This is a genomic window from Tumebacillus algifaecis, from assembly GCF_002243515.1.
Lineage (GTDB): Bacteria > Bacillota > Bacilli > Tumebacillales > Tumebacillaceae > Tumebacillus_A > Tumebacillus_A algifaecis.
Window position 1 is genome coordinate 4,360,475 of the sequence record NZ_CP022657.1, and the last position, 19,234, is coordinate 4,379,708.

The window sequence follows — 19,234 nt, forward strand, 5'->3', positions numbered from 1 at the left end:
CCCTCCAATGTCTAAGACTTCTGGTTTCGGGTCATGCCGTCTCTTCCACTATTTGCGGATAAATCCTTTATAGTGGCGTTGCAGGAGCTGGCTTTCCACTTGTTTCATGGTTTCAAGAGCAACCCCGACGACGATGAGAAGACCAGTGCCGCCGAAATACAGATTCAGACCCGTTGCACCCATAAACACGACTGGCATCGAGGCGATGGCAGCGAGGAAGAGTGCGCCGGAAAGAGTGATGCGATTCATGACCCGGGTGATAAACAACTCGGTCGGTTTGCCTGGGCGAATGCCCGGGATGAAGCCGCCATTTTTCTTCATGCCATCGGACAGTTGTACAGGGTTGATCTGTACAAACGTATAGAAGTACGTGAAGAAAATGATCAGAATCACTTCAAAAGAAACATACAGCGGTTGCCCGAAAGCAAGCCGCGCTTGAATCCAATCCGTCACCGTATTGGACGGAAGGAATTGAGCCACTGTGACAGGGAACATCAGCAGGGACGATGCGAAAATGACCGGAATAACCCCTGCAGCGTTAACCTTGAGCGGAATGTGGGTGGATTGCCCACCATACATTTTACGCCCAACAACACGCTTCGCATACTGTACCGGAATCCGACGAACACCTTGTTGTACGAATACGATCGCAGCGATCAACAACACAACGCCAATCAGCAAGATGCCGAGTTTGACATAGCTCATGCCGAGTTGCTCTTGGTTATAGAACCAAGTCTCGTAAATCGTGCGAGCCCCGCGTTCCACACCTGCGATAATACCCGCAAAGATGAGGATCGAGATCCCGTTGCCAATGCCCTTCTCAGTGATTTGCTCACCGAGCCACATCAGAAATGCCGTACCAGCTGTCAGCGTCAGCGTGATGAGTGCGTAACCCGTCCAGGTCGTGTCGGTAATCAGTCCCGGGATCTGGTTGTTAAAGGTTACGGACAGGCCGAAAGCCTGGATCATACCCAGTACGATTGTACCGTATCGCGTAATCTGCGCTAACTTTTTGCGTCCGGCTTCTCCTTCTTTTTGCCATTCCTCGAACTTCTTGAGCACGCCCATGCCGAGGAGCTGGACAATGATCGACGCCGTGATGTACGGGGTGATCGACATTGCGAAGATGGAGAAGTTCTGGAGCGCACCGCCCGAGAACGTGTTAAGCATCCCGAAGATCGGGTTTTCCCCGATCTCAGCGAGTGCTTTAGCGTTGACATTCGGGACCGGGATGAAACTCCCGATCCTGAATACCAGAATCATGAGCAGGGTGAACAAAATACGATTACGCAGATCGGACACTTTCCAAATGTTCGCGATCGTCGTAAACATTAGATCACCTCAGCCTTACCGCCAGCAGCTTCGATTTTCTCGATAGCAGACTTGGAGAAAGCCTTTGCTTGCACAGTAAGAGCTACGGTAATCTCGCCGTTACCCAGGATCTTAACGCCGTCGTGCAGGTTTTTAACAACACCCACTTCTTTCAGCAGTTCCTGAGTTACAACAGTGCCAGCTTCGAAACTGTTCAGCTTCGCAACGTTCACTTCAGCATACACGGTAGCGAATACCGAGTTGTTGAAGCCGCGCTTCGGCAGACGACGGAACAGAGGAGTCTGACCGCCCTCGAAGCCCAGACGAACGCCACCGCCGGAGCGAGAGTTTTGACCTTTGTGACCACGTCCAGCAGTCTTGCCGTTGCCAGTACCGATCCCGCGGCCAACACGCTTGCGAGTGAACTTCGAACCTTCAGCCGGTTTGAGCTCATGCAATTTCATCCCGATGCACCTCCTCTTTGATTTGATGCTTGATTAGTCGATAACTTTGTATTCAACGAGGTGCGAAACCTTGTTGACCATACCGCGGATTTGCGGAGTGTCGTTGTGAACAACAGTCTGGTTCAGCTTGCGCAGACCCAGAGTTGTCACGGTAACCTTCTGGTCTTCAGGACGGCCGATCGGGCTCTTCTTGAGGGTGATTTCCAACTTTGCCATTGTGATATCCCCTCCTTAACCCTGAATTTCTTCCAAGGACTTACCACGCAGTTTCGCAACGTCTTCCGGGCGCTTGAGGCGCTTCAGACCATCAAGAGTTGCGTTAACCATGTTCATGGAGTTGGAAGAACCAAGAGATTTGGTAACGATATCTTTTACACCAGCAAGTTCGAGCACAGCGCGAGCAGGACCGCCCGCGATAACGCCGGTACCTTCTTTAGCCGGCTTGATCAGAACTTTACCAGCGCCAAAACGTCCGAGAATATCGTGCGGCACGGTGGTGCCAACGAGCGGAACGAAGACGAGGTTTTTCTTCGCATCGTCGATGCCTTTACGGATAGCTTCCGGCACCTCAGCAGCTTTGCCGAGACCTGCGCCGACGTGTCCGTTGCCATCGCCTACGATAACGAGTGCGGAAAAGCTGAAACGACGACCGCCTTTAACGACCTTCGCAACACGGTTGATTGCGACGACTTTTTCAGACAGTTCGAGTTGGTTCGGATCGATACGCATTAAGGTTTCCCTCCTTTTTGACAAGATGATTAGAATTCGAGGCCAGCTTCGCGAGCTGCTGCAGCCAGAGCTGCAATGCGGCCATGATAGAGGTAACCGCCACGGTCAAATACGACGTTGGTGATACCTTTTTCGATCGCGCGCTTCGCAACGAGTTCGCCTACTTTAGTAGCAGCGTCAATGTTGCCGCCGTGACCAACTTCGCCTTTAAGAGCCGGATCAACGGTCGAAGCAGAAGCGAGAGTTGTACCGGTCGCATCGTCGATTACTTGAGCGTAGATATGCTTCGAAGAACGGAAAACGTTCAGACGCGGGCGCAGAGCCGTACCTGTAACCTTACGACGTACGCGGAAGTGACGGCGCTTACGAGCTTTATTCTTATCGCCTTTTGTGATCATCGAGTTTCACTCCCTTCATGCAATGTTTGCATGTCTCAAGCTATTATTTCTTACCAGTCTTACCAACTTTGCGTCGGACGACTTCATTTTCGTACTTAACACCTTTGCCTTTATACGGCTCCGGTTCACGCAGGGAACGGATTTGCGCAGCCACTTGACCAACGCGCTCCTTGTTAATCCCTTTAACGGTCAGCTTCGTAGCTGCCGGAACATCGATTTCGATGCCTTCTTCCGGAACGATTTCAACCGGGTGGGAGAAACCGAGGGAAAGAGTTACTTTGTTGCCCGCTTTCGCAGCACGGTAACCAACGCCAACGAGTTCGAGGTTTTTCTCGAAGCCTTTGGACACACCCTCTACCATGTTGTTGAGGACAGAGCGAGTGGTGCCGTGCAGAGAGCGGTGCAGCTTGTTGTCGGACGGACGTTCGACGACGACTTGGTTGCCTTCAACCTTGATGACCATGTCCTTATGGAACTCACGGGTCAGGGTGCCTTTCGGACCAGTTACGGTCACGACAAAGCCGTTTTGAGTTAACTCAACACCAGCCGGCAACTCAATTACTTTTCTACCGATACGAGACACAAGTTACACCTCCAATCGTAAGAAGCTTCTATTACCAAACGTAGCAGAGAACTTCGCCACCAACTTGAGTGCGGCGAGCCTCTTTATCAGTCATCAGACCGTTCGAAGTGGAGAGGATTGCAATACCCAGACCACCAAGAACACGCGGGATTTCAGTCGATTTTGCGTAAACGCGCAGGCCCGGTTTGGAGATACGCTTCAAACCAGTGATTACACGTTCATTGTTTGCACCGTACTTGAGGAATACGCGGATGATCCCCTGCTTGTTGTCCGGAATGAATTCAGCGTCACGGATGAAACCTTCGCTCTTGAGGATTTCAGCGACTGCTTTCTTCAGGTTGGAGCCCGGGATTTCAACTTTCTCGTGACCAACCATGTTCGCGTTCCGGATACGAGTCAGCATATCTGCGATCGGATCAGTCATCACCATGTGTAAAAACCTCCTTCCCTAATCGCTATCTCTATTACCAGCTGGCTTTCTTCACGCCAGGGAGTTGACCTTTGTACGCCAGTTCACGGAAGCAAATACGGCAAATGCCGAACTTCCGCAAAACCGAGTGCGGACGTCCGCACACACGGCAACGAGTGTATGCGCGGGTGCTGAACTTCGGCGTACGTTGCTGTTTCACGATCATAGCCTTACGAGCCACTGTCCATACCTCCTATAATTTGCGGAATGTTTATGCTTGACGGAACGGCGCGCCCATCAGGCGCAGGAATTCACGGCCTTCTTCGTCGGTCGTAGCGGTGGTTACGAACACGATGTCCATACCCAGCATTTTATCGACCTTTTCGTACTCGATTTCCGGGAAGAGAAGTTGTTCTTTCAGACCGAGCGTGTAGTTACCACGGCCGTCGAACGCCTTCGGGGAAATACCGCGGAAGTCGCGTACACGCGGAAGTGCCACGTTGAACAGCTTGTCGAGGAAATGGTACATACGCTCACCGCGCAGGGTGACTTTTGCACCGATCGGCATGCCTTCGCGAATTTTGAAGCCTGCGATCGACTTCTTCGCTTTGGTGATAACCGGTTTTTGACCGGAGATCAGCTCGAGATCAGCAACAGCTGCGTCCAGTACCTTAGCGTTAGCAACCGCTTCGCCAAGACCCATGTTGATGACGATCTTATCGAGTTTCGGAGCTTGCATCACGGACTGGTATTCAAACTTGCTCATCAGAGCAGGAAGAACTTCTGTTTTGTAATACTCTTGCAAACGAGCCACGATAGTTACCTCCTTTCTTGACCTGACTACTTGTCGAGAGTTTCGCCAGATTTTTTTGCGTAACGAACCTTGGTGCCGTCGTTCAGAATCTTTTTACCGATTCGAGTAGCACCGCCGGTTTTCGGGTCAACGATCGCTACGTTCGAAACGTGGATCGGCGCTTCTTTCTCGATGATACCGCCTTGCTGGTTGGTCGCGTTCGGCTTGGTGTGACGCTTAACGATGTTCACGCCTTCGATCAAAACGCGCTGCTCAGTCGGGTATGCTTCCAAGATGCGACCCTTCTTGCCTTTATCCTTACCAGTGAGAACGACGACTTGGTCGCCTTTCTTCACGTGAAGTTTAGCTTTTGCCACTGTGTTACACCTCCTCAGGTGTTACTACCTGAAACTTAATTCGCGATTACAGCACTTCAGGTGCCAGAGAGATGATCTTCATGAAGTCTTTTTCACGCAGTTCACGAGCTACTGGCCCGAAGATACGGGTACCGCGCGGAGACTTATCTTCTTTAATGATGACAGCTGCGTTTTCGTCGAACTTGATATAAGTGCCATCCTTACGGCGGCTACCGGTCTTCGAACGAACGATTACCGCTTTAACAACGTCACCCTTCTTGACAACGCCACCTGGTGTTGCACTTTTCACGGAAGCAACGATGATATCACCGATGTTTGCGGTTCTGCGGTTCGAGCCACCAAGTACGCGGAAGCACATGATTTCTTTTGCACCAGAGTTGTCTGCTACAGTCAGACGGGATTGCTGTTGAATCATGCCTAGGACCTCCTTCCAAGTGAGTCAATTGACTCTAGGTTCCGATTAGAGGATTACTGCTTCCTCTACGACTTCAACAAGACGCCAGCGCTTATCTTTCGACAGCGGACGGGTTTCCATGATTTTCACGATGTCGCCAACTTTAGCGGTGTTGTTTTCATCGTGAGCCTTAAACTTCGTCGATACGAGAACAAGCTTGCCGTACAGCGGGTGTTTTTTCTGTTCTTCAACAGAAACAACGATCGTCTTATCCATTTTATCAGATACGACTTTACCAGTACGGACTTTGCGGGTGTTACGCTCGCTCATCCTATTTCCTCCTTCCTAGCGGAGAGATTAGCCGATACCCAGTTCGCGCTCTCTGAGGATCGTTTTGGCACGTGCGATATCCTTGCGGACTTCACGAATGCGCATCGGGTTGTCGAGCTGACCCGTTGCGAGTTGGAAACGCAGGTTGAACAGCTCGTCTTTCAAATCGTTGACTTTTGTTTCGATCTCAACGGTGGACAAGTTACGGATGTCTTTAACTTTCATCTGCCTCACCACCCACTTCTTCGCGTTTTACAAACTTGCACTTGATCGGCAGTTTGTGCATAGCAAGACGCATCGCTTCGCGTGCAATCTCTTCCGGTACGCCAGCCAACTCGAACATGATGCGGCCCGGTTTAACAACCGCTACCCATTTTTCCGGAGACCCTTTACCAGCACCCATACGAGTTTCAGCCGGTTTCGCAGTCACAGGTTTGCTTGGGAAGATTTTGATCCATACTTTACCGCCACGTTTGATGTAACGGGTCATCGCGATACGTGCAGCTTCGATTTGACGGTTGGTGATCCAAGCCGGTTCGAGAGCTTGCAGACCGTATTCACCAAAAGCTACAGACTCGCCGCCTTTGGTACGGCCAGCCATGCTGCCGCGATGTTCTTTACGGTGCTTGACGCGTTTTGGCAACAACATGTCTTACTTACCCCCTTCTTCGGCAGCTACTTTCTTCGCGCCGCGGGTAGGCAGTACTTCGCCACGATAGATCCACACTTTAACGCCGATACGGCCGTAGGTGGTGTGAGCTTCGTAGTGAGCGTAGTCGATGTCAGCACGCAGAGTGTGCAACGGCACAGTACCTTCGGAGTAGCCTTCGGTACGTGCGATCTCAGCGCCGCCGAGACGACCGGATACTTGTACTTTGATACCCTTAGCGCCGGTACGCATGGTGCGCTGGATCGATTGCTTCATTGCACGACGGAACGCGATACGGCGTTCGAGCTGTTGTGCGATGTTTACAGCAACCAAATGAGCGTTCATGTCCGGATGCTTGATTTCAGCGATGTTGATGTGAACACGCTTGCCTGTCATGTTGGACAGAGCGGTGCGCAGTGCATCAACCTCAGCGCCGCCTTTACCAATTACCATACCCGGCTTAGCGGTGTGAATGGTTACGTTGATACGGTTTGCAGCCCGTTCGATTTCTACCGTAGCAACAGATGCATCTTTCAGGCGGTTCTCGATATACTCACGAACTTTGATGTCTTCGTGAAGCAGTTCGGTGTATTCCTTCTTGTTAGCAAACCATTTCGACTCCCAGTCGCGAATGATACCAACGCGAAGGCCAATTGGGTTAACCTTTTGTCCCATCCGTTATCCCTCCTTCTTGACTACTTTTCACCCAGTACCACGGTGATGTGGCTGGTGCGCTTGTGAATACGGAATGCACGGCCTTGTGCGCGCGGACGGAAGCGCTTCAGGGTCGGGCCTTGATCCACGAAAACTTCTTTAACATAGAGGCTGTCAAGATCCAGGTTGTAGTTGTGGTCTGCGTTCGCCAGAGCGGAGTTCAGAACCTTTTCAACAACCGGAGATGCAGCTTTCGGAGTGTACTTGAGGATCGCGATCGCTTCCGAAGCTTTCTTACCACGGATCAAGTCCACAACGAGACGAACTTTGCGCGGTGCGATACGCACGGTACGAGCGACTGCCTTCGCAGTTTGCATAGTATTACCTCCTCTCTACCGATCATTAAATATTAGCGGCGAGATGTTTTCTCGTCAGCTCCGTGTCCTTTGTAGGAACGAGTCGGAGCGAATTCACCCAGCTTGTGACCTACCATGTCTTCAGTCACGTACACCGGCACGTGCTTGCGGCCATCATATACCGCAAAGGTGTGGCCGATGAAGTCCGGGAAGATCGTGGAACGGCGAGACCAGGTTTTGATAACCTTTTTGTCGCCGGCAGCGTTCATCTCTTCAACTTTCTTCATGAGATGATCGTCTACAAACGGTCCTTTTTTAAGAGAGCGACCCATTTTAGTACCTCCCTTCGTTAGGCGGTTAGATTACTTCTTGCGAGAACGAACAATATATTTGCTAGATTGCTTGTTCTTCTTGCGAGTCTTCTTGCCGAGAGTCGGTTTGCCCCACGGGGACATCGGAGACTTGCGGCCGATCGGAGCGCGACCTTCACCACCACCGTGCGGGTGATCGTTCGGGTTCATTACAACACCGCGGACAGTCGGGCGGATGCCTTTGTGACGGTTACGGCCTGCTTTACCGATGTTCACCAGCTCGTGGTCGGGGTTGCCGACTTGACCGATGGTAGCTTTGCACTCGGAACGGATCAAGCGAACTTCGCCAGAAGCCAAGCGCACGTGGCAGTAATCGCCTTCTTTTGCAAGAAGTTGAGCTTCAGCGCCTGCAGCGCGAGCGATTTGGCCGCCTTTGCCAGCTTTCAGCTCGATGTTGTGGATCACGGTACCTACCGGGATGTTAGCCAGCGGCAGTGCGTTGCCGACTTTGATATCGACATCAGTACCGGATTGGATCACATCGCCAACTTTCAGGCCTACCGGAGCGATGATGTAACGCTTCTCGCCGTCAACGTAGTTGATCAGGGCGATGAAAGAGGTACGGTTCGGATCGTATTCGATCGTAGCAACGCGGCCCGGAATGCCATCTTTGTTGCGTTTGAAGTCAATGATGCGGTATTGACGCTTCGCGCCGCCACCTTGATGACGAACGGTAGTTCTCCCTGTGTTGTTACGGCCACCTTTGTTGTGCAACGGCAGCAGAAGGGATTTTTCGGGTTTGTCGGTGGTCAGTTCTTCATAGGTCAGAACGGACATGAAACGACGACCCGGAGACGTCGGTTTATACTTCTTGATACCCATAGGTGTCCCTCCTTCTTAGTGATTAAGCACCTTCGAAGAAGTTAAGCGGTTTCGAGTCCGCGGTCAAGGTCACAATCGCCTTTTTCCACTCGGACGTTTGGCCAACGTGGCGGCCAACGCGCTTTTTCTTAGACGGAACGCGCAAGGTGTTTACCTTATCAACAGTTACGCCGAAGATTTCTTCGAGAGCTACTTTAATTTCCGTTTTGTTCGCTTTCAGATCTACTTCGAAAACGAACTTGTTTACTTCCATCAGGTCACTGGAGCGCTCGGTGATCACCGGACGCTTGATGATGTCGCGTGCGTTCTTCATTATGCGAACACCTCCTCGACTTTAGCCACTGCGTCTTTTGTAATGACCAGTGCGTCATGATGGAGAAGATCCAGTACGTTGATACCAGTTGCATCGACGAATTTCACGCCCGGGATGTTGCGAGCGGAGAGAGCGATGTTCGCATCTTGCTCACCAGCAACGATCAGAGCTTTGCCGACTTTCAGGTTGTTCAGGAGCTTCACCATATCTTTCGTCTTCGGAGCGTCAAGAGTCAACGCATCCAGAACGAAGATTTCGTTCGCGTTCACTTTCGTTGCGAGCGCAGATTTCAGCGCCAGACGACGAACTTTCTTCGGAAGCTTGTAAGCGTAGGAACGCGGGGTCGGACCAAATACGGTACCGCCGCCTACCCATTGAGGGGAGCGGATGGAACCTTGGCGCGCACGACCGGTACCCTTTTGACGCCACGGTTTGCGGCCGCCGCCACGAACTTCAGAACGGTTTTTAACATCGTGTGTACCACGGCGCAGAGATGCGAGTTGCATCACAACTGCTTCGTGCAGTACGTGCTGATTCGGGGTAATACCGAACACAGTTTCGGAGAGTTCGATCTCACCAACTTGGGAGCCACTAATGTTATATACAGGCACTTTCGGCATGTAGGGGTCTCCTCCTTTCCTATAGAAGTGATTTATTTACCCGACTTAACAGCCGATTTGACTGTTACGAAAGAGTTTTTCGGACCCGGAATAGAACCTTTAACGAGCAGCAGGTTGCGCTCGGTGTCAACTTTGATGACTTCGAGGTTCTGAACGGTTACACGCTCGCCACCCATACGACCCGGGAGAGTTTGTCCTTTAAATACGCGGCCCGGGTTGATGGAACCGAGGGAACCAGGGCGACGATGGTAACGAGAACCGTGAGCCATCGGACCGCGGGATTGGTTGTGGCGCTTGATCGCACCAGCGAAACCTTTACCCTTCGATACACCAACAACATCGATTACTTCACCAGCTGCAAATACGTCAGCATTCAAGACTTGACCTACTTCGTATGCTGCCAGATCAACTCCGCGCATTTCACGAACGTAGCGCTTGGGGGTGGTGTTTGCTTTTGCTGCATGGCCTTGCGCCGGCTTGTTAACGTTCTTCTTGTCAGCAAAACCGAGCTGGATCGCTTCGTAGCCATCGTTTGCAAGGTCTTTCTTTTGAAGAACTACGTTCGGGCCTGCTTCGATAACAGTTACCGGAACGACGTTGCCGTCTTCAGTAAACACCTGAGTCATACCGAGTTTACGTCCCAAGATACCTTTCATGTTGACACCTCCTCAAATTAGAAATAGGGTTTAGAGCTTGATCTCAATATCAACGCCAGACGGCAGATCAAGTCGCATCAAAGCATCAACAGTTTGCGGCGTCGGATTAACGATGTCAATCAGACGTTTATGCGTACGCATTTCAAACTGCTCACGCGCATCCTTGTATTTGTGCGGTGCACGCAGGATCGTGTAGATCGCCTTCTCAGTCGGAAGCGGGATCGGACCCGATACGGAAGCACCGGAACGCTTAGCGGTTTCAACAATTTTCTCAGCAGAAGTGTCGAGAATTTTGTGATCGTAAGCTTTCAAACGGATACGGATTTTCTGTTTCGCCATATGTGTTCCCTCCTTTTCGCCCATTTTGTAGTGGACATACTCCGCGAAAATTTACCTGATCCGTGCCGCATATGGCAAAAGCATTCGGCACCTCAGCAACCTTCCGCATCATCGCAGTCAAGACCAACAATTTAAAAGTATACTACCTAAACTCGTAAAAGACAAGTCATTCGTCCGGTACTTCACAAAAATATTCGATCTCCAAGCGGAGTGTATGTTTTATGAAACACACGAGCGTGTTGTCTAGGCTTCAGTAGGACACTTTTTCTATTTTAGATGAAGATGCGGAAAAAGTCAAAGGCAATCGTGATGGAAAATCGTGAAAATAAAAAAAGAGGATGAATCTCGAAAGATTCATCCTCTTTAGCAGAAAGGGCAATTACTTGATGATGGAAGCAACTACGCCTGCACCAACAGTACGGCCGCCTTCACGGATAGCGAAACGAGTACCATCTTCGAGAGCGATTCCGGAGATCAGCTCAACGTCAACGGAGATGTTGTCGCCCGGCATAACCATTTCAGTACCTTCCGGCAGCTTAACGATACCAGTTACGTCAGTTGTACGAACGTAGAACTGCGGACGGTAGCCTTGGAAGAACGGGGTGTGACGGCCACCCTCTTCTTTGGTCAGAACGTAAAGTTCTGCTTTGAAGGTGGTGTGCGACTTGATGGAGCCCGGTTTGCAGATTACTTGGCCGCGCTCGATGTTGTTGCGGTCAACACCACGCAGCAGTGCGCCGATGTTGTCACCAGCTTGAGCGGAGTCAAGCAGTTTGCGGAACATCTCGATACCGGTAGCAACGGTGGACTTGGTTTCTTCAACCAAACCAACGATTTCTACGTTGTCGCCAACTTTGAGCTCACCGCGCTCAACACGGCCAGTAGCAACGGTACCACGACCAGTGATGGTGAACACGTCCTCAACCGGCATCAGGAACGGCTTGTCAGTTTGACGAGTCGGTTCCGGGATGTAGGAGTCAACGGAAGCCATCAGCTCGTCGATGCGAGTCTCCCAATCAGCGTCGCCTTCGAGAGCTTTCAGAGCGGAACCTTTGATTACCGGGATATCGTCGCCCGGGAATTCGTACTCGGAGAGCAGGTCACGGATTTCCATTTCAACCAGCTCGAGGAGTTCTTCATCGTCAACCATGTCGCATTTGTTCATGAATACAACGATGTACGGAACGCCTACTTGGCGGGACAGCAGGATGTGTTCACGAGTTTGCGGCATCGGGCCGTCAGCTGCGGAAACAACCAGGATCGCGCCGTCCATTTGAGCAGCACCGGTGATCATGTTTTTAACATAGTCGGCATGGCCCGGGCAGTCTACGTGTGCGTAGTGACGGTTTTCCGTCTCGTACTCAACGTGGGAAGTGTTGATGGTGATACCGCGCTCACGCTCTTCCGGAGCTTTGTCGATTGCGTCGTACGCCATTGCTTGCGCGCCGCCCTTTTTCGCCAGGTAAGTGGTGATTGCTGCAGTCAGAGTGGTTTTACCATGGTCAACGTGACCGATGGTACCAATGTTAACGTGCGGCTTGTTACGCTCAAATTTAGCTTTTGCCATTTTGGTCAACTCCTCTTATTTCGTATATAAATTACTCGCCTTTGTTTTTGGCGATAATTTCTTGTGTGATCGATTTCGGGGTATCTTCGAAAGAGTTGAACTCCATCGAGTACTGACCGCGGCCTTGCGTACGGGAACGCAGAGTGGTTGCGTAACCGAACATTTCGGAGAGCGGAATGAACGCACGGATTACTTGAGCACCCGCACGAGTTTCCATACCCTCGATACGACCGCGACGAGAGTTAACGTCACCCATGATATCGCCCATGTACTCTTCCGGTACGATAACTTCAACCTTCATGATCGGCTCAAGAATAACCGGGTTTGCTTTCACAGCGCCGGCTTTCAATGCCATGGAGCCTGCGATCTTAAACGCCATCTCGGAGGAGTCAACGTCATGGTAGGAACCATCGATGATCGTAGCTTTCATGTCGATGAGCGGGTAACCTGCGAGGATACCGTTGCCCATAGCTTCTTGAATACCGTTATCGACAGCCGGGACGTATTCGCGAGGAACAACACCGCCGACGATCTTGTTTTCGAATTGGTAGCCAGCGCCACGCTCAAGCGGTTCGAGCTCAAGCCAAACGTGACCGTATTGACCTTTACCACCGGACTGACGTACGAATTTACCTTCGATCTTCACTTTGGAAGTGATGGTCTCTTTGTACGCAACCTGCGGTTTACCAACGTTGGTTTCAACTTTGAATTCACGCAGAAGACGGTCAACGATGATTTCAAGGTGCAATTCACCCATACCGGAGATGATCGTTTGACCAGTCTCTTGGTCGGTGTAGGTTTTGAAAGTCGGGTCTTCCTCAGCGAGCTTGGAAAGAGCGATACCAAGTTTGTCTTGGTCTGCTTTGGACTTCGGCTCGAGGGAGAGGGAGATAACCGGCTCCGGGAATTCCATGGACTCGAGAATAACAACGTTCTTCTCGTCGCACAGGGTATCACCGGTAGTGGTGTCTTTCAAACCAACTGCAGCAGCGATGTCGCCCGAGTAAACGGTCGTGATCTCTTCGCGGTGGTTTGCGTGCATTTGCAGGATACGGCCGATACGTTCACGCTTACCTTTGGTGGAGTTCAGGACATAGGAGCCCGAAGAAAGCACACCAGAGTAAACGCGGAAGAACGCCAGTTTACCTACGAACGGGTCAGTCATGATCTTGAACGCCAGAGCCGAGAACGGCTCGCTGTCGGAGGACGGACGCTCAGTCTCTTCACCGTCATCGGTTACACCTTTGATCGCCGGAACGTCGGTCGGAGCCGGCATGTAGTCAACAACAGCATCCAGCATCGGCTGTACGCCTTTGTTCTTGTACGAGGAACCGCACAGAACCGGGATGATCTGAACGTTGATTACGCCTTTGCGCAGAGCAGCTTTGATCTCCTCGGTGGTGATCTCTTCACCTTCGAGGTATTTCATCATCAGCTCTTCGTCAAGTTCTGCGACAGCTTCTACGAGAGCAGCACGCAGTTCTTCAGCGCGATCCTTGAGGTCAGCCGGAATTTCAGCTTGCTCAGAGGTTTTACCAAGGTCATCAGTGTAGATGATCGCTGTCATGGTGACAAGGTCAACCATGCCTTTGAAGGTGTCTTCTGCACCGATCGGCAATTGGATCGGCACAGCGTTCGCCTTCAGGCGGTCGCGCATCATGTCAACGCAACGGAAGAAGTCGGCACCGATGATGTCCATTTTGTTGACGTAGGCAATACGCGGAACGTGGTATTTGTCCGCTTGGCGCCATACGGTCTCGGACTGCGGTTCAACACCGCCCTTAGCGCAGAATACGCCAACCGAACCATCGAGGACGCGCAGGGAACGCTCAACTTCTACAGTGAAGTCCACGTGACCTGGTGTGTCGATAATGTTGATGCGGTGGTCGTTCCATTCTGCAGTGGTTGCAGCGGATGTGATCGTGATACCACGCTCTTGCTCCTGGACCATCCAGTCCATCGTCGCTCCACCTTCGTGCGTTTCACCGATCTTATGCACGCGGCCGGTGTAGAACAGGACGCGCTCGGTGGTAGTGGTTTTACCAGCGTCGATGTGAGCCATGATACCAATGTTTCTCGTTCTCTCAAGAGGGAACTTACGGGACATACGGCACATCCTCCTTTCTCAAATAAGTACACAGGTGATCGGACAGATCCAATGAGAACCTATCCGAACACGTAATTTTCTTATCCTACCAACGGTAGTGAGCAAACGCTCTGTTCGCTTCAGCCATCTTGTGCATGTCTTCACGACGCTTCACGGAACCGCCAGTGTTGTTGGCAGCATCCATCAGCTCGTTAGCCAGTTTGTCCACGATGGTTTTCTCGTTGCGTTTGCGGGAGTAATCGACGACCCAACGGATTGCGAGGGTTACTCGGCGCTCCGGACGAACCTCGATCGGAACTTGGTAGTTCGCGCCCCCTACACGGCGAGCTTTAACTTCAAGAACAGGCATGATGTTCTTCATAGCCGTTTCGAAAACTTCCAACGGATCGTTGCCTGTCTTCTCACGGATTTTGTCGAACGCTTCGTAAACTGCGCCTTGCGCAGTGCCTTTCTTGCCATCGTACATCAGTTTGTTAGCCAGACGGGTTACCAATTTGGATCCGTAAACCGGATCCGGCAGCACGTCACGGCGCGGTACTGGACCTTTACGCGGCATGCGATTCGCCTCCTTTCGGTGTTTCTGCATTAAGAGCAGTTATTATTTCTTCGCTTTCGGACGTTTCGCGCCGTACTTGGAACGAGCTTGCATGCGGTCTTTCACGCCTGCAGTGTCCAGTGCGCCACGAACGATGTGATAACGTACACCCGGAAGGTCTTTTACACGACCGCCACGAACGAGAACCACGCTGTGTTCTTGCAAGTTGTGGCCGATACCCGGGATGTATGCGGTAACCTCGATACCGTTAGTCAAACGAACACGCGCATACTTACGCAGTGCGGAGTTCGGTTTTTTCGGGGTCATGGTTCCTACACGAGTGCAAACCCCACGTTTTTGCGGGGACGGCAGATCGGTTTGCTCCTTTACGAAGCTGTTGTAACCTTTTTGCAGCGCCGGTGCAGTCGATTTTTTCTCGACAGTCTTGCGGCCTTTGCGTACCAATTGGTTAATTGTCGGCATTGATGCTGCACCTCCTTCCAAATTTTCAAGTCCACAGAGCCCGGTGGCTCATGGTTAGGCAAATGAAAAAGGTACGTGGCGAACTAGTATCAGCCAGCCAAAATACCTAATGACAAGCGATGTGCGACACAGCCACCAGCAATCATGACTGCTTGTCTAAAAACGATGACCTCAGGCACACTACGAGATTGTACCACCTAGTTCGTGGTAAGTCAACACCTTCTGGTGTGCTGCAAACATATTTTTAATATTCGACAGGACAGTCAGCGGGAAGGCGCCCGCTGTAAGGGAGCGCCTTCCTACCGCCTGCATTATTCAACGACCGTTTCAACCGTCTCCAATTCAGATCCAACGATCTCTTCTTGGTTCTCGATGTCAGTCGAAGCTGTTTCTTCGTTCGATTCGGTGCCATCTTCAATCTTGATGTTGCGATAACGCGACATACCGGTGCCGGCCGGAACCAGCTTCCCGATGATGACGTTCTCTTTGAGGCCGAGCAGACGGTCCACTTTCCCCTTGATCGCCGCTTCGGTCAGGACACGAGTGGTCTCCTGGAAGGAAGCAGCCGACAGGAAGGAGTCGGTTTCAAGCGATGCTTTGGTAATACCAAGCAGCGCCGGACGCGCGACAGCCGGCTCGCCAGTGCCGCCAATCAGCACAGGCAGGTTGGCCTTCTCAAACTCATAGATGTCAACATAGGTACCCGGCAGCAGGTTGGTGTCTCCTGCGTCGATAATGCGGACTTTGCGCAACATCTGACGGACCATGACCTCAACGTGCTTGTCATTGATCTCAACGCCTTGCAGACGGTATACGCGCTGTACTTCGCGCAGCAAGTACATCTGCACGCCATGAATCCCTTTGACTTTCAGCATGTCTTTCGGGTCAATCGAACCTTCGGTCAGCTCATCACCAGCCTCGATCACCTGACCTTTGGTCACGCGGATCCGAGAACCGTACGGAACCGGATACACTTTGACTTCAGCGTTACCGGAAATCTCGATCTCGCGCTTGTCTTTGACTTCACGAATGTCAGACACAGCGCCGTCGATCTCCGTGATGATCGCTTGACCTTTCGGGTTACGAGCTTCAAACAGCTCTTGGATACGCGGCAAACCTTGGGTGATGTCATCACCCGCAACGCCCCCGGTATGGAACGTACGCATGGTGAGCTGGGTACCCGGTTCACCGATCGACTGTGCGGCGATGATGCCGACCGCTTCACCGATCTCAACCATATTGCCTGTCGCCAGGTTGCGTCCGTAGCAATTGATGCAGACGCCATGCTGAGTGCGGCAAGCGGTGATCGAACGGATGTAGACGCGCTCGATGTCGGCCGCGATGATCGTACGGCCCATCTCCTCGTCGATCAGTTCGTTCTCCTCCACGATCACTTCGCCAGTTTCCGGGTGAACGACCGGTTGGAACGCGATGCGACCGACGATGCGGTCGATCAATTCCTCGATGACTTCCTTGCCATCGCGAATCTCTTCCGCCCATACCCCTTTGTCGGTGCCGCAATCTTGCTGACGGACGATGACGTCTTGTGCAACGTCAACGAGACGACGGGTGAGGTAACCGGAGTCGGCAGTACGCAGCGCGGTATCGGCAAGACCTTTACGCGCACCGTGCGTCGAGATGAAGTACTCGAGAACGGTCAGACCTTCGCGGAAGTTCGACTTGATCGGCAACTCGATGATCCGACCCGACGGGTTCGCCATCAGACCGCGCATCCCTGCGAGCTGGGTGATCTGCGATACGTTACCGCGCGCACCGGAGTGCGCCATCATGTAAATCGGGTTGAAGCGGTCGAGCGAGCCCATCAAAACGGTTGTGATCTCGTCTTTCGCTTTCGACCAGACGGAGATGACACGGTCATAGCGCTCATCATCGGTGATCAGACCACGGCGGAACTGCTTGGTTACCGAGGCAACCTTTTCCTCCGCTTGTGTGATCACGTCGTACTTCGCCTTCGGAACGATGATGTCCGCTACAGAGATGGTGATCCCTGCTCTGGTCGAGTATTTGAACGCCAACGCCTTGATCTTATCGAGCGTCTCCGAGGTGACAGTCGTGCCGTAGCGACGGAAGCATTCTGCGATGATCTGGCCTAAGTAGCCTTTGACGACAGCAGACTGCGCTTCAAGGTTGGCAGCCGCCTCACGGAAGTCGGACGACTTGTCAAAAATGAAGAACTGATCGGGCGTCCCCTTCAGCAGGTTCTCCTGCTTCGCCGAGTTGATGTAGGGGAAGTCGGCCGGGAAGATTTCGTTGAAGATGATCTTACCAGGCGTGGTGATCAGATACGAATTTTGCTGCGCTTCGGTAAACGAAGTTTTGCCGAGCACTTTCGCCGGAATGATGATTCGCGTATGCAGGGACATTTGACCCGTATCATACGCCATCACCGCTTCGGTCGGCGAGTGGAACACACGACCCTCACCGTGTTCACTGATGCGGTCCATGGTCAGGTAATAGGAGCCGAGAACCATGTCCTGCGTCGGCGTGACGACCGGCTTGCCGTCTTTCGGGTTGAGGATGTTGTGTGCAGCCAGCATCAACAGTCTCGCTTCCGCTTGTGCTTCTGCCGAGAGCGGAACGTGAACTGCCATCTGGTCGCCGTCGAAGTCGGCGTTGTACGCCGTACAGACGAGCGGATGGAGTTTGATCGCACGGCCTTCGACCAGTGTCGGTTCGAACGCCTGAATCCCAAGTCGGTGCAAGGTTGGTGCGCGGTTGAGGAGCACCGGATGTTCCTTGATCACCTCTTCGAGTACGTCCCAAACTTCTGCGGAGACACGCTCTACTTTGCGCTTCGCGCTCTTGATGTTGTGGGCGAGACCTTTCGCCACCAGTTCCTTCATGACGAACGGCTTGAACAGCTCAAGCGCCATCTCTTTTGGCAGACCGCACTGATACATACGCAGGTGCGGACCGACAACGATAACGGAACGGCCGGAGTAGTCAACACGCTTCCCGAGCAAGTTTTGACGGAAGCGGCCTTGTTTCCCCTTCAACATGTGGGAGAGCGATTTGAGCGGACGGTTACCAGGACCGGTGACCGGACGACCACGACGGCCGTTGTCGATCAGCGCATCGACCGCTTCTTGCAACATCCGCTTTTCATTTTGCACGATGATGTCCGGTGCACCGAGATCAAGCAGACGCTTGAGGCGGTTGTTCCGGTTGATCACGCGACGGTACAGGTCGTTCAAGTCGGAAGTCGCAAAACGGCCGCCGTCCAATTGGACCATCGGGCGCAGTTCCGGCGGAATGACCGGCAGCACGTCGAGAATCATCCAAGACGGTGCGTTGGAGGACGTGCGGAACGCTTCCATCACCTCAAGGCGCTTGATCGCACGGTTGCGACGCTGGCCTTGAGCGGTCTTCAGCTCTTCTTTCAACTGCACGACTTCTTTTTCCACTTCGACTTGAAGCAGAAGTTTCTTGATCGCTTCTGCCCCCATACCAGCATCAAAAGCGTACCCGTACTTTTCGCGATACGAACGATATTCCTTCTCGGACAGCAGCTGCTTGTATTCAAGCGGCGTATCGCCCGCAGAGGTTACCACGTAGGATGCGAAGTAGATTACTTCCTCGAGCGAGCGCGGGCTCATGTCGAGAACGAGACCCATGCGGCTCGGGATGCCTTTGAAGTACCAGATATGGGAGACCGGGGCAGCAAGTTCGATGTGCCCCATACGCTCCCGACGGACTTTTGCACGCGTGACTTCTACACCGCAGCGATCACAGACGACGCCTTTATAGCGAACGCGCTTGTATTTGCCGCAATGACATTCCCAGTCGCGAGTGGGTCCGAAGATTTTTTCGCAAAACAGACCTTCTTTTTCAGGCTTGAGGGTCCGGTAGTTGATCGTCTCAGGCTTTTTGACTTCCCCGTGCGACCACGAGCGGATCTTTTCCGGGGATGCCAACCCGATCTTCATGTACTCAAAGTTGTTGACGTCCAACAA

27 protein-coding genes are annotated in these 19,234 nt (G+C 52.3%); all 27 read right to left on the reverse strand.

Annotation, left to right across the window (positions count from 1 at the left end):
• Positions 1-48: 48 nt before the first annotated feature.
• The 27 genes from secY to rpoC all read right to left on the reverse strand — a co-directional run bounded on the left by secY (position 49) and on the right by rpoC (position 19,234).
• Positions 49-1,332, reverse strand: coding sequence for a preprotein translocase subunit SecY (gene secY, locus CIG75_RS19635; RefSeq protein ID WP_094238134.1), 1,284 nt, complete (start codon positions 1,330-1,332; stop codon positions 49-51).
• Positions 1,332-1,775, reverse strand: coding sequence for a 50S ribosomal protein L15 (gene rplO / locus CIG75_RS19640; protein ID WP_094238135.1), 444 nt, complete (start codon positions 1,773-1,775; stop codon positions 1,332-1,334). The genes secY and rplO overlap by 1 nt, the downstream gene beginning before the upstream one ends.
• 33 nt (positions 1,776-1,808) lie before the next feature.
• Positions 1,809-1,991, reverse strand: a complete 183-nt coding sequence (gene rpmD / locus CIG75_RS19645) for a 50S ribosomal protein L30 (protein WP_094238136.1) — start codon at positions 1,989-1,991, stop codon at positions 1,809-1,811.
• Between the two features lie 15 nt (positions 1,992-2,006).
• The gene (gene rpsE / locus CIG75_RS19650; protein ID WP_094238137.1) at positions 2,007-2,504 is read right to left on the reverse strand and encodes a 30S ribosomal protein S5; all 498 of its coding nucleotides are present in this window, start codon (positions 2,502-2,504) and stop codon (positions 2,007-2,009) included.
• Between the two features lie 29 nt (positions 2,505-2,533).
• The gene (gene rplR, locus CIG75_RS19655; RefSeq protein ID WP_094238138.1) at positions 2,534-2,902 is read right to left on the reverse strand and encodes a 50S ribosomal protein L18; all 369 of its coding nucleotides are present in this window, start codon (positions 2,900-2,902) and stop codon (positions 2,534-2,536) included.
• Positions 2,903-2,945: 43 nt separating this feature from the next.
• On the reverse strand, positions 2,946-3,485 hold the full coding sequence (rplF, locus tag CIG75_RS19660; protein WP_094238139.1) for a 50S ribosomal protein L6: 540 nt from the start codon (positions 3,483-3,485) through the stop codon (positions 2,946-2,948).
• Between the two features lie 31 nt (positions 3,486-3,516).
• On the reverse strand, positions 3,517-3,915 hold the full coding sequence (gene rpsH, locus CIG75_RS19665) for a 30S ribosomal protein S8 (RefSeq protein ID WP_094238140.1): 399 nt from the start codon (positions 3,913-3,915) through the stop codon (positions 3,517-3,519).
• Positions 3,916-3,949: 34 nt separating this feature from the next.
• Positions 3,950-4,135 carry a type Z 30S ribosomal protein S14 gene (locus tag CIG75_RS19670; RefSeq protein WP_094238141.1) on the reverse strand — a complete coding sequence of 62 codons (186 nt, stop codon included), beginning with the start codon at positions 4,133-4,135 and terminating at the stop codon, positions 3,950-3,952.
• A gap of 30 nt (positions 4,136-4,165) precedes the next feature.
• Complete coding sequence (gene rplE, locus CIG75_RS19675; protein ID WP_094238142.1) at positions 4,166-4,711, reverse strand: 50S ribosomal protein L5; 546 nt, start codon at positions 4,709-4,711, stop codon at positions 4,166-4,168.
• A gap of 23 nt (positions 4,712-4,734) precedes the next feature.
• Positions 4,735-5,064, reverse strand: a complete 330-nt coding sequence (rplX, locus tag CIG75_RS19680) for a 50S ribosomal protein L24 (protein WP_094238143.1) — start codon at positions 5,062-5,064, stop codon at positions 4,735-4,737.
• Positions 5,065-5,110: 46 nt separating this feature from the next.
• Positions 5,111-5,479: a 50S ribosomal protein L14 gene (gene rplN, locus CIG75_RS19685; protein WP_094238144.1), complete on the reverse strand. Its 369-nt coding sequence runs from the start codon at positions 5,477-5,479 to the stop codon at positions 5,111-5,113.
• Positions 5,480-5,524: 45 nt separating this feature from the next.
• The gene (rpsQ, locus tag CIG75_RS19690; protein ID WP_094238145.1) at positions 5,525-5,788 is read right to left on the reverse strand and encodes a 30S ribosomal protein S17; all 264 of its coding nucleotides are present in this window, start codon (positions 5,786-5,788) and stop codon (positions 5,525-5,527) included.
• A 27-nt stretch (positions 5,789-5,815) separates the two neighbouring features.
• Entirely contained in the window at positions 5,816-6,013 is a 198-nt protein-coding gene (gene rpmC / locus CIG75_RS19695) for a 50S ribosomal protein L29 (RefSeq protein WP_087456457.1), read from the reverse strand.
• A complete protein-coding gene (rplP, locus tag CIG75_RS19700; protein ID WP_094238146.1) occupies positions 6,003-6,437 on the reverse strand; it encodes a 50S ribosomal protein L16 in 435 nt (144 codons plus the stop codon). Before rplP ends, rpmC begins: the two co-directional genes overlap by 11 nt.
• A 3-nt stretch (positions 6,438-6,440) precedes the next feature.
• Positions 6,441-7,112, reverse strand: coding sequence for a 30S ribosomal protein S3 (gene rpsC, locus CIG75_RS19705; RefSeq protein WP_094238147.1), 672 nt, complete (start codon positions 7,110-7,112; stop codon positions 6,441-6,443).
• 20 nt (positions 7,113-7,132) lie between these two features.
• The gene (rplV, locus tag CIG75_RS19710) at positions 7,133-7,468 is read right to left on the reverse strand and encodes a 50S ribosomal protein L22 (RefSeq protein ID WP_094238148.1); all 336 of its coding nucleotides are present in this window, start codon (positions 7,466-7,468) and stop codon (positions 7,133-7,135) included.
• Between the two features lie 32 nt (positions 7,469-7,500).
• Entirely contained in the window at positions 7,501-7,779 is a 279-nt protein-coding gene (gene rpsS / locus CIG75_RS19715) for a 30S ribosomal protein S19 (RefSeq protein WP_094238149.1), read from the reverse strand.
• 30 nt (positions 7,780-7,809) lie between these two features.
• On the reverse strand, positions 7,810-8,640 hold the full coding sequence (gene rplB / locus CIG75_RS19720) for a 50S ribosomal protein L2 (protein WP_094238150.1): 831 nt from the start codon (positions 8,638-8,640) through the stop codon (positions 7,810-7,812).
• Between the two features lie 22 nt (positions 8,641-8,662).
• Complete coding sequence (gene rplW / locus CIG75_RS19725; protein WP_094238151.1) at positions 8,663-8,953, reverse strand: 50S ribosomal protein L23; 291 nt, start codon at positions 8,951-8,953, stop codon at positions 8,663-8,665.
• Positions 8,953-9,573 carry a 50S ribosomal protein L4 gene (gene rplD, locus CIG75_RS19730; RefSeq protein WP_094238152.1) on the reverse strand — a complete coding sequence of 207 codons (621 nt, stop codon included), beginning with the start codon at positions 9,571-9,573 and terminating at the stop codon, positions 8,953-8,955. The genes rplW and rplD overlap by 1 nt, the downstream gene beginning before the upstream one ends.
• A 32-nt stretch (positions 9,574-9,605) precedes the next feature.
• On the reverse strand, positions 9,606-10,229 hold the full coding sequence (gene rplC / locus CIG75_RS19735; protein WP_094238153.1) for a 50S ribosomal protein L3: 624 nt from the start codon (positions 10,227-10,229) through the stop codon (positions 9,606-9,608).
• 30 nt (positions 10,230-10,259) lie between these two features.
• Positions 10,260-10,568 (reverse strand): 30S ribosomal protein S10, encoded by a 309-nt coding sequence (rpsJ, locus tag CIG75_RS19740; RefSeq protein ID WP_094238154.1) that lies wholly within the window; start codon positions 10,566-10,568, stop codon positions 10,260-10,262.
• Between the two features lie 379 nt (positions 10,569-10,947).
• Positions 10,948-12,135: an elongation factor Tu gene (gene tuf / locus CIG75_RS19745; RefSeq protein ID WP_094238155.1), complete on the reverse strand. Its 1,188-nt coding sequence runs from the start codon at positions 12,133-12,135 to the stop codon at positions 10,948-10,950.
• 31 nt (positions 12,136-12,166) lie between these two features.
• Complete coding sequence (fusA, locus tag CIG75_RS19750; RefSeq protein ID WP_094238156.1) at positions 12,167-14,242, reverse strand: elongation factor G; 2,076 nt, start codon at positions 14,240-14,242, stop codon at positions 12,167-12,169.
• 85 nt (positions 14,243-14,327) lie between these two features.
• Positions 14,328-14,798, reverse strand: a complete 471-nt coding sequence (rpsG, locus tag CIG75_RS19755) for a 30S ribosomal protein S7 (protein WP_094238157.1) — start codon at positions 14,796-14,798, stop codon at positions 14,328-14,330.
• Between the two features lie 42 nt (positions 14,799-14,840).
• Entirely contained in the window at positions 14,841-15,260 is a 420-nt protein-coding gene (rpsL, locus tag CIG75_RS19760; protein WP_094238158.1) for a 30S ribosomal protein S12, read from the reverse strand.
• Positions 15,261-15,571: 311 nt separating this feature from the next.
• Positions 15,572-19,234, reverse strand: coding sequence for a DNA-directed RNA polymerase subunit beta' (rpoC, locus tag CIG75_RS19765; protein ID WP_094238159.1), 3,663 nt, complete (start codon positions 19,232-19,234; stop codon positions 15,572-15,574).

Excerpts from the sequence above, each read along its gene's own strand:
- rpsH (WP_094238140.1), bottom strand. The coding sequence starts at position 3,915 with ATGGTGATGACTGATCCGATCGCAGATATGCTGACTCGTATCCGGAAC.
- rplP (WP_094238146.1), bottom strand. The coding sequence starts at position 6,437 with ATGTTGTTGCCAAAACGCGTCAAGCACCGTAAAGAACATCGCGGCAGC.
- rplD (WP_094238152.1), bottom strand. The coding sequence starts at position 9,573 with ATGCCGAAAGTGCCTGTATATAACATTAGTGGCTCCCAAGTTGGTGAG.
- fusA (WP_094238156.1), bottom strand. The coding sequence starts at position 14,242 with ATGTCCCGTAAGTTCCCTCTTGAGAGAACGAGAAACATTGGTATCATG.
- rplN (WP_094238144.1), bottom strand. The coding sequence starts at position 5,479 with ATGATTCAACAGCAATCCCGTCTGACTGTAGCAGACAACTCTGGTGCA.
- rpsG (WP_094238157.1), bottom strand. The coding sequence starts at position 14,798 with ATGCCGCGTAAAGGTCCAGTACCGCGCCGTGACGTGCTGCCGGATCCG.
- rplC (WP_094238153.1), bottom strand. The coding sequence starts at position 10,229 with ATGAAAGGTATCTTGGGACGTAAACTCGGTATGACTCAGGTGTTTACT.
- rpsE (WP_094238137.1), bottom strand. The coding sequence starts at position 2,504 with ATGCGTATCGATCCGAACCAACTCGAACTGTCTGAAAAAGTCGTCGCA.
- rpsL (WP_094238158.1), bottom strand. The coding sequence starts at position 15,260 with ATGCCGACAATTAACCAATTGGTACGCAAAGGCCGCAAGACTGTCGAG.
- rpsC (WP_094238147.1), bottom strand. The coding sequence starts at position 7,112 with ATGGGACAAAAGGTTAACCCAATTGGCCTTCGCGTTGGTATCATTCGC.
- rpmC (WP_087456457.1), bottom strand. The coding sequence starts at position 6,013 with ATGAAAGTTAAAGACATCCGTAACTTGTCCACCGTTGAGATCGAAACA.
- rpsS (WP_094238149.1), bottom strand. The coding sequence starts at position 7,779 with ATGGGTCGCTCTCTTAAAAAAGGACCGTTTGTAGACGATCATCTCATG.
- rplB (WP_094238150.1), bottom strand. The coding sequence starts at position 8,640 with ATGGGTATCAAGAAGTATAAACCGACGTCTCCGGGTCGTCGTTTCATG.
- rplV (WP_094238148.1), bottom strand. The coding sequence starts at position 7,468 with ATGCAAACTGCGAAGGCAGTCGCTCGTACCGTGCGTATCGCACCGCGC.
- rpsJ (WP_094238154.1), bottom strand. The coding sequence starts at position 10,568 with ATGGCGAAACAGAAAATCCGTATCCGTTTGAAAGCTTACGATCACAAA.
- rplW (WP_094238151.1), bottom strand. The coding sequence starts at position 8,953 with ATGAAGAACGCACGCGACATCATCAAGCGTCCGGTGATCACCGAGCGC.
- secY (WP_094238134.1), bottom strand. The coding sequence starts at position 1,332 with ATGTTTACGACGATCGCGAACATTTGGAAAGTGTCCGATCTGCGTAAT.
- rplR (WP_094238138.1), bottom strand. The coding sequence starts at position 2,902 with ATGATCACAAAAGGCGATAAGAATAAAGCTCGTAAGCGCCGTCACTTC.
- rplO (WP_094238135.1), bottom strand. The coding sequence starts at position 1,775 with ATGAAATTGCATGAGCTCAAACCGGCTGAAGGTTCGAAGTTCACTCGC.
- rpsQ (WP_094238145.1), bottom strand. The coding sequence starts at position 5,788 with ATGAGCGAGCGTAACACCCGCAAAGTCCGTACTGGTAAAGTCGTATCT.
- tuf (WP_094238155.1), bottom strand. The coding sequence starts at position 12,135 with ATGGCAAAAGCTAAATTTGAGCGTAACAAGCCGCACGTTAACATTGGT.
- rpmD (WP_094238136.1), bottom strand. The coding sequence starts at position 1,991 with ATGGCAAAGTTGGAAATCACCCTCAAGAAGAGCCCGATCGGCCGTCCT.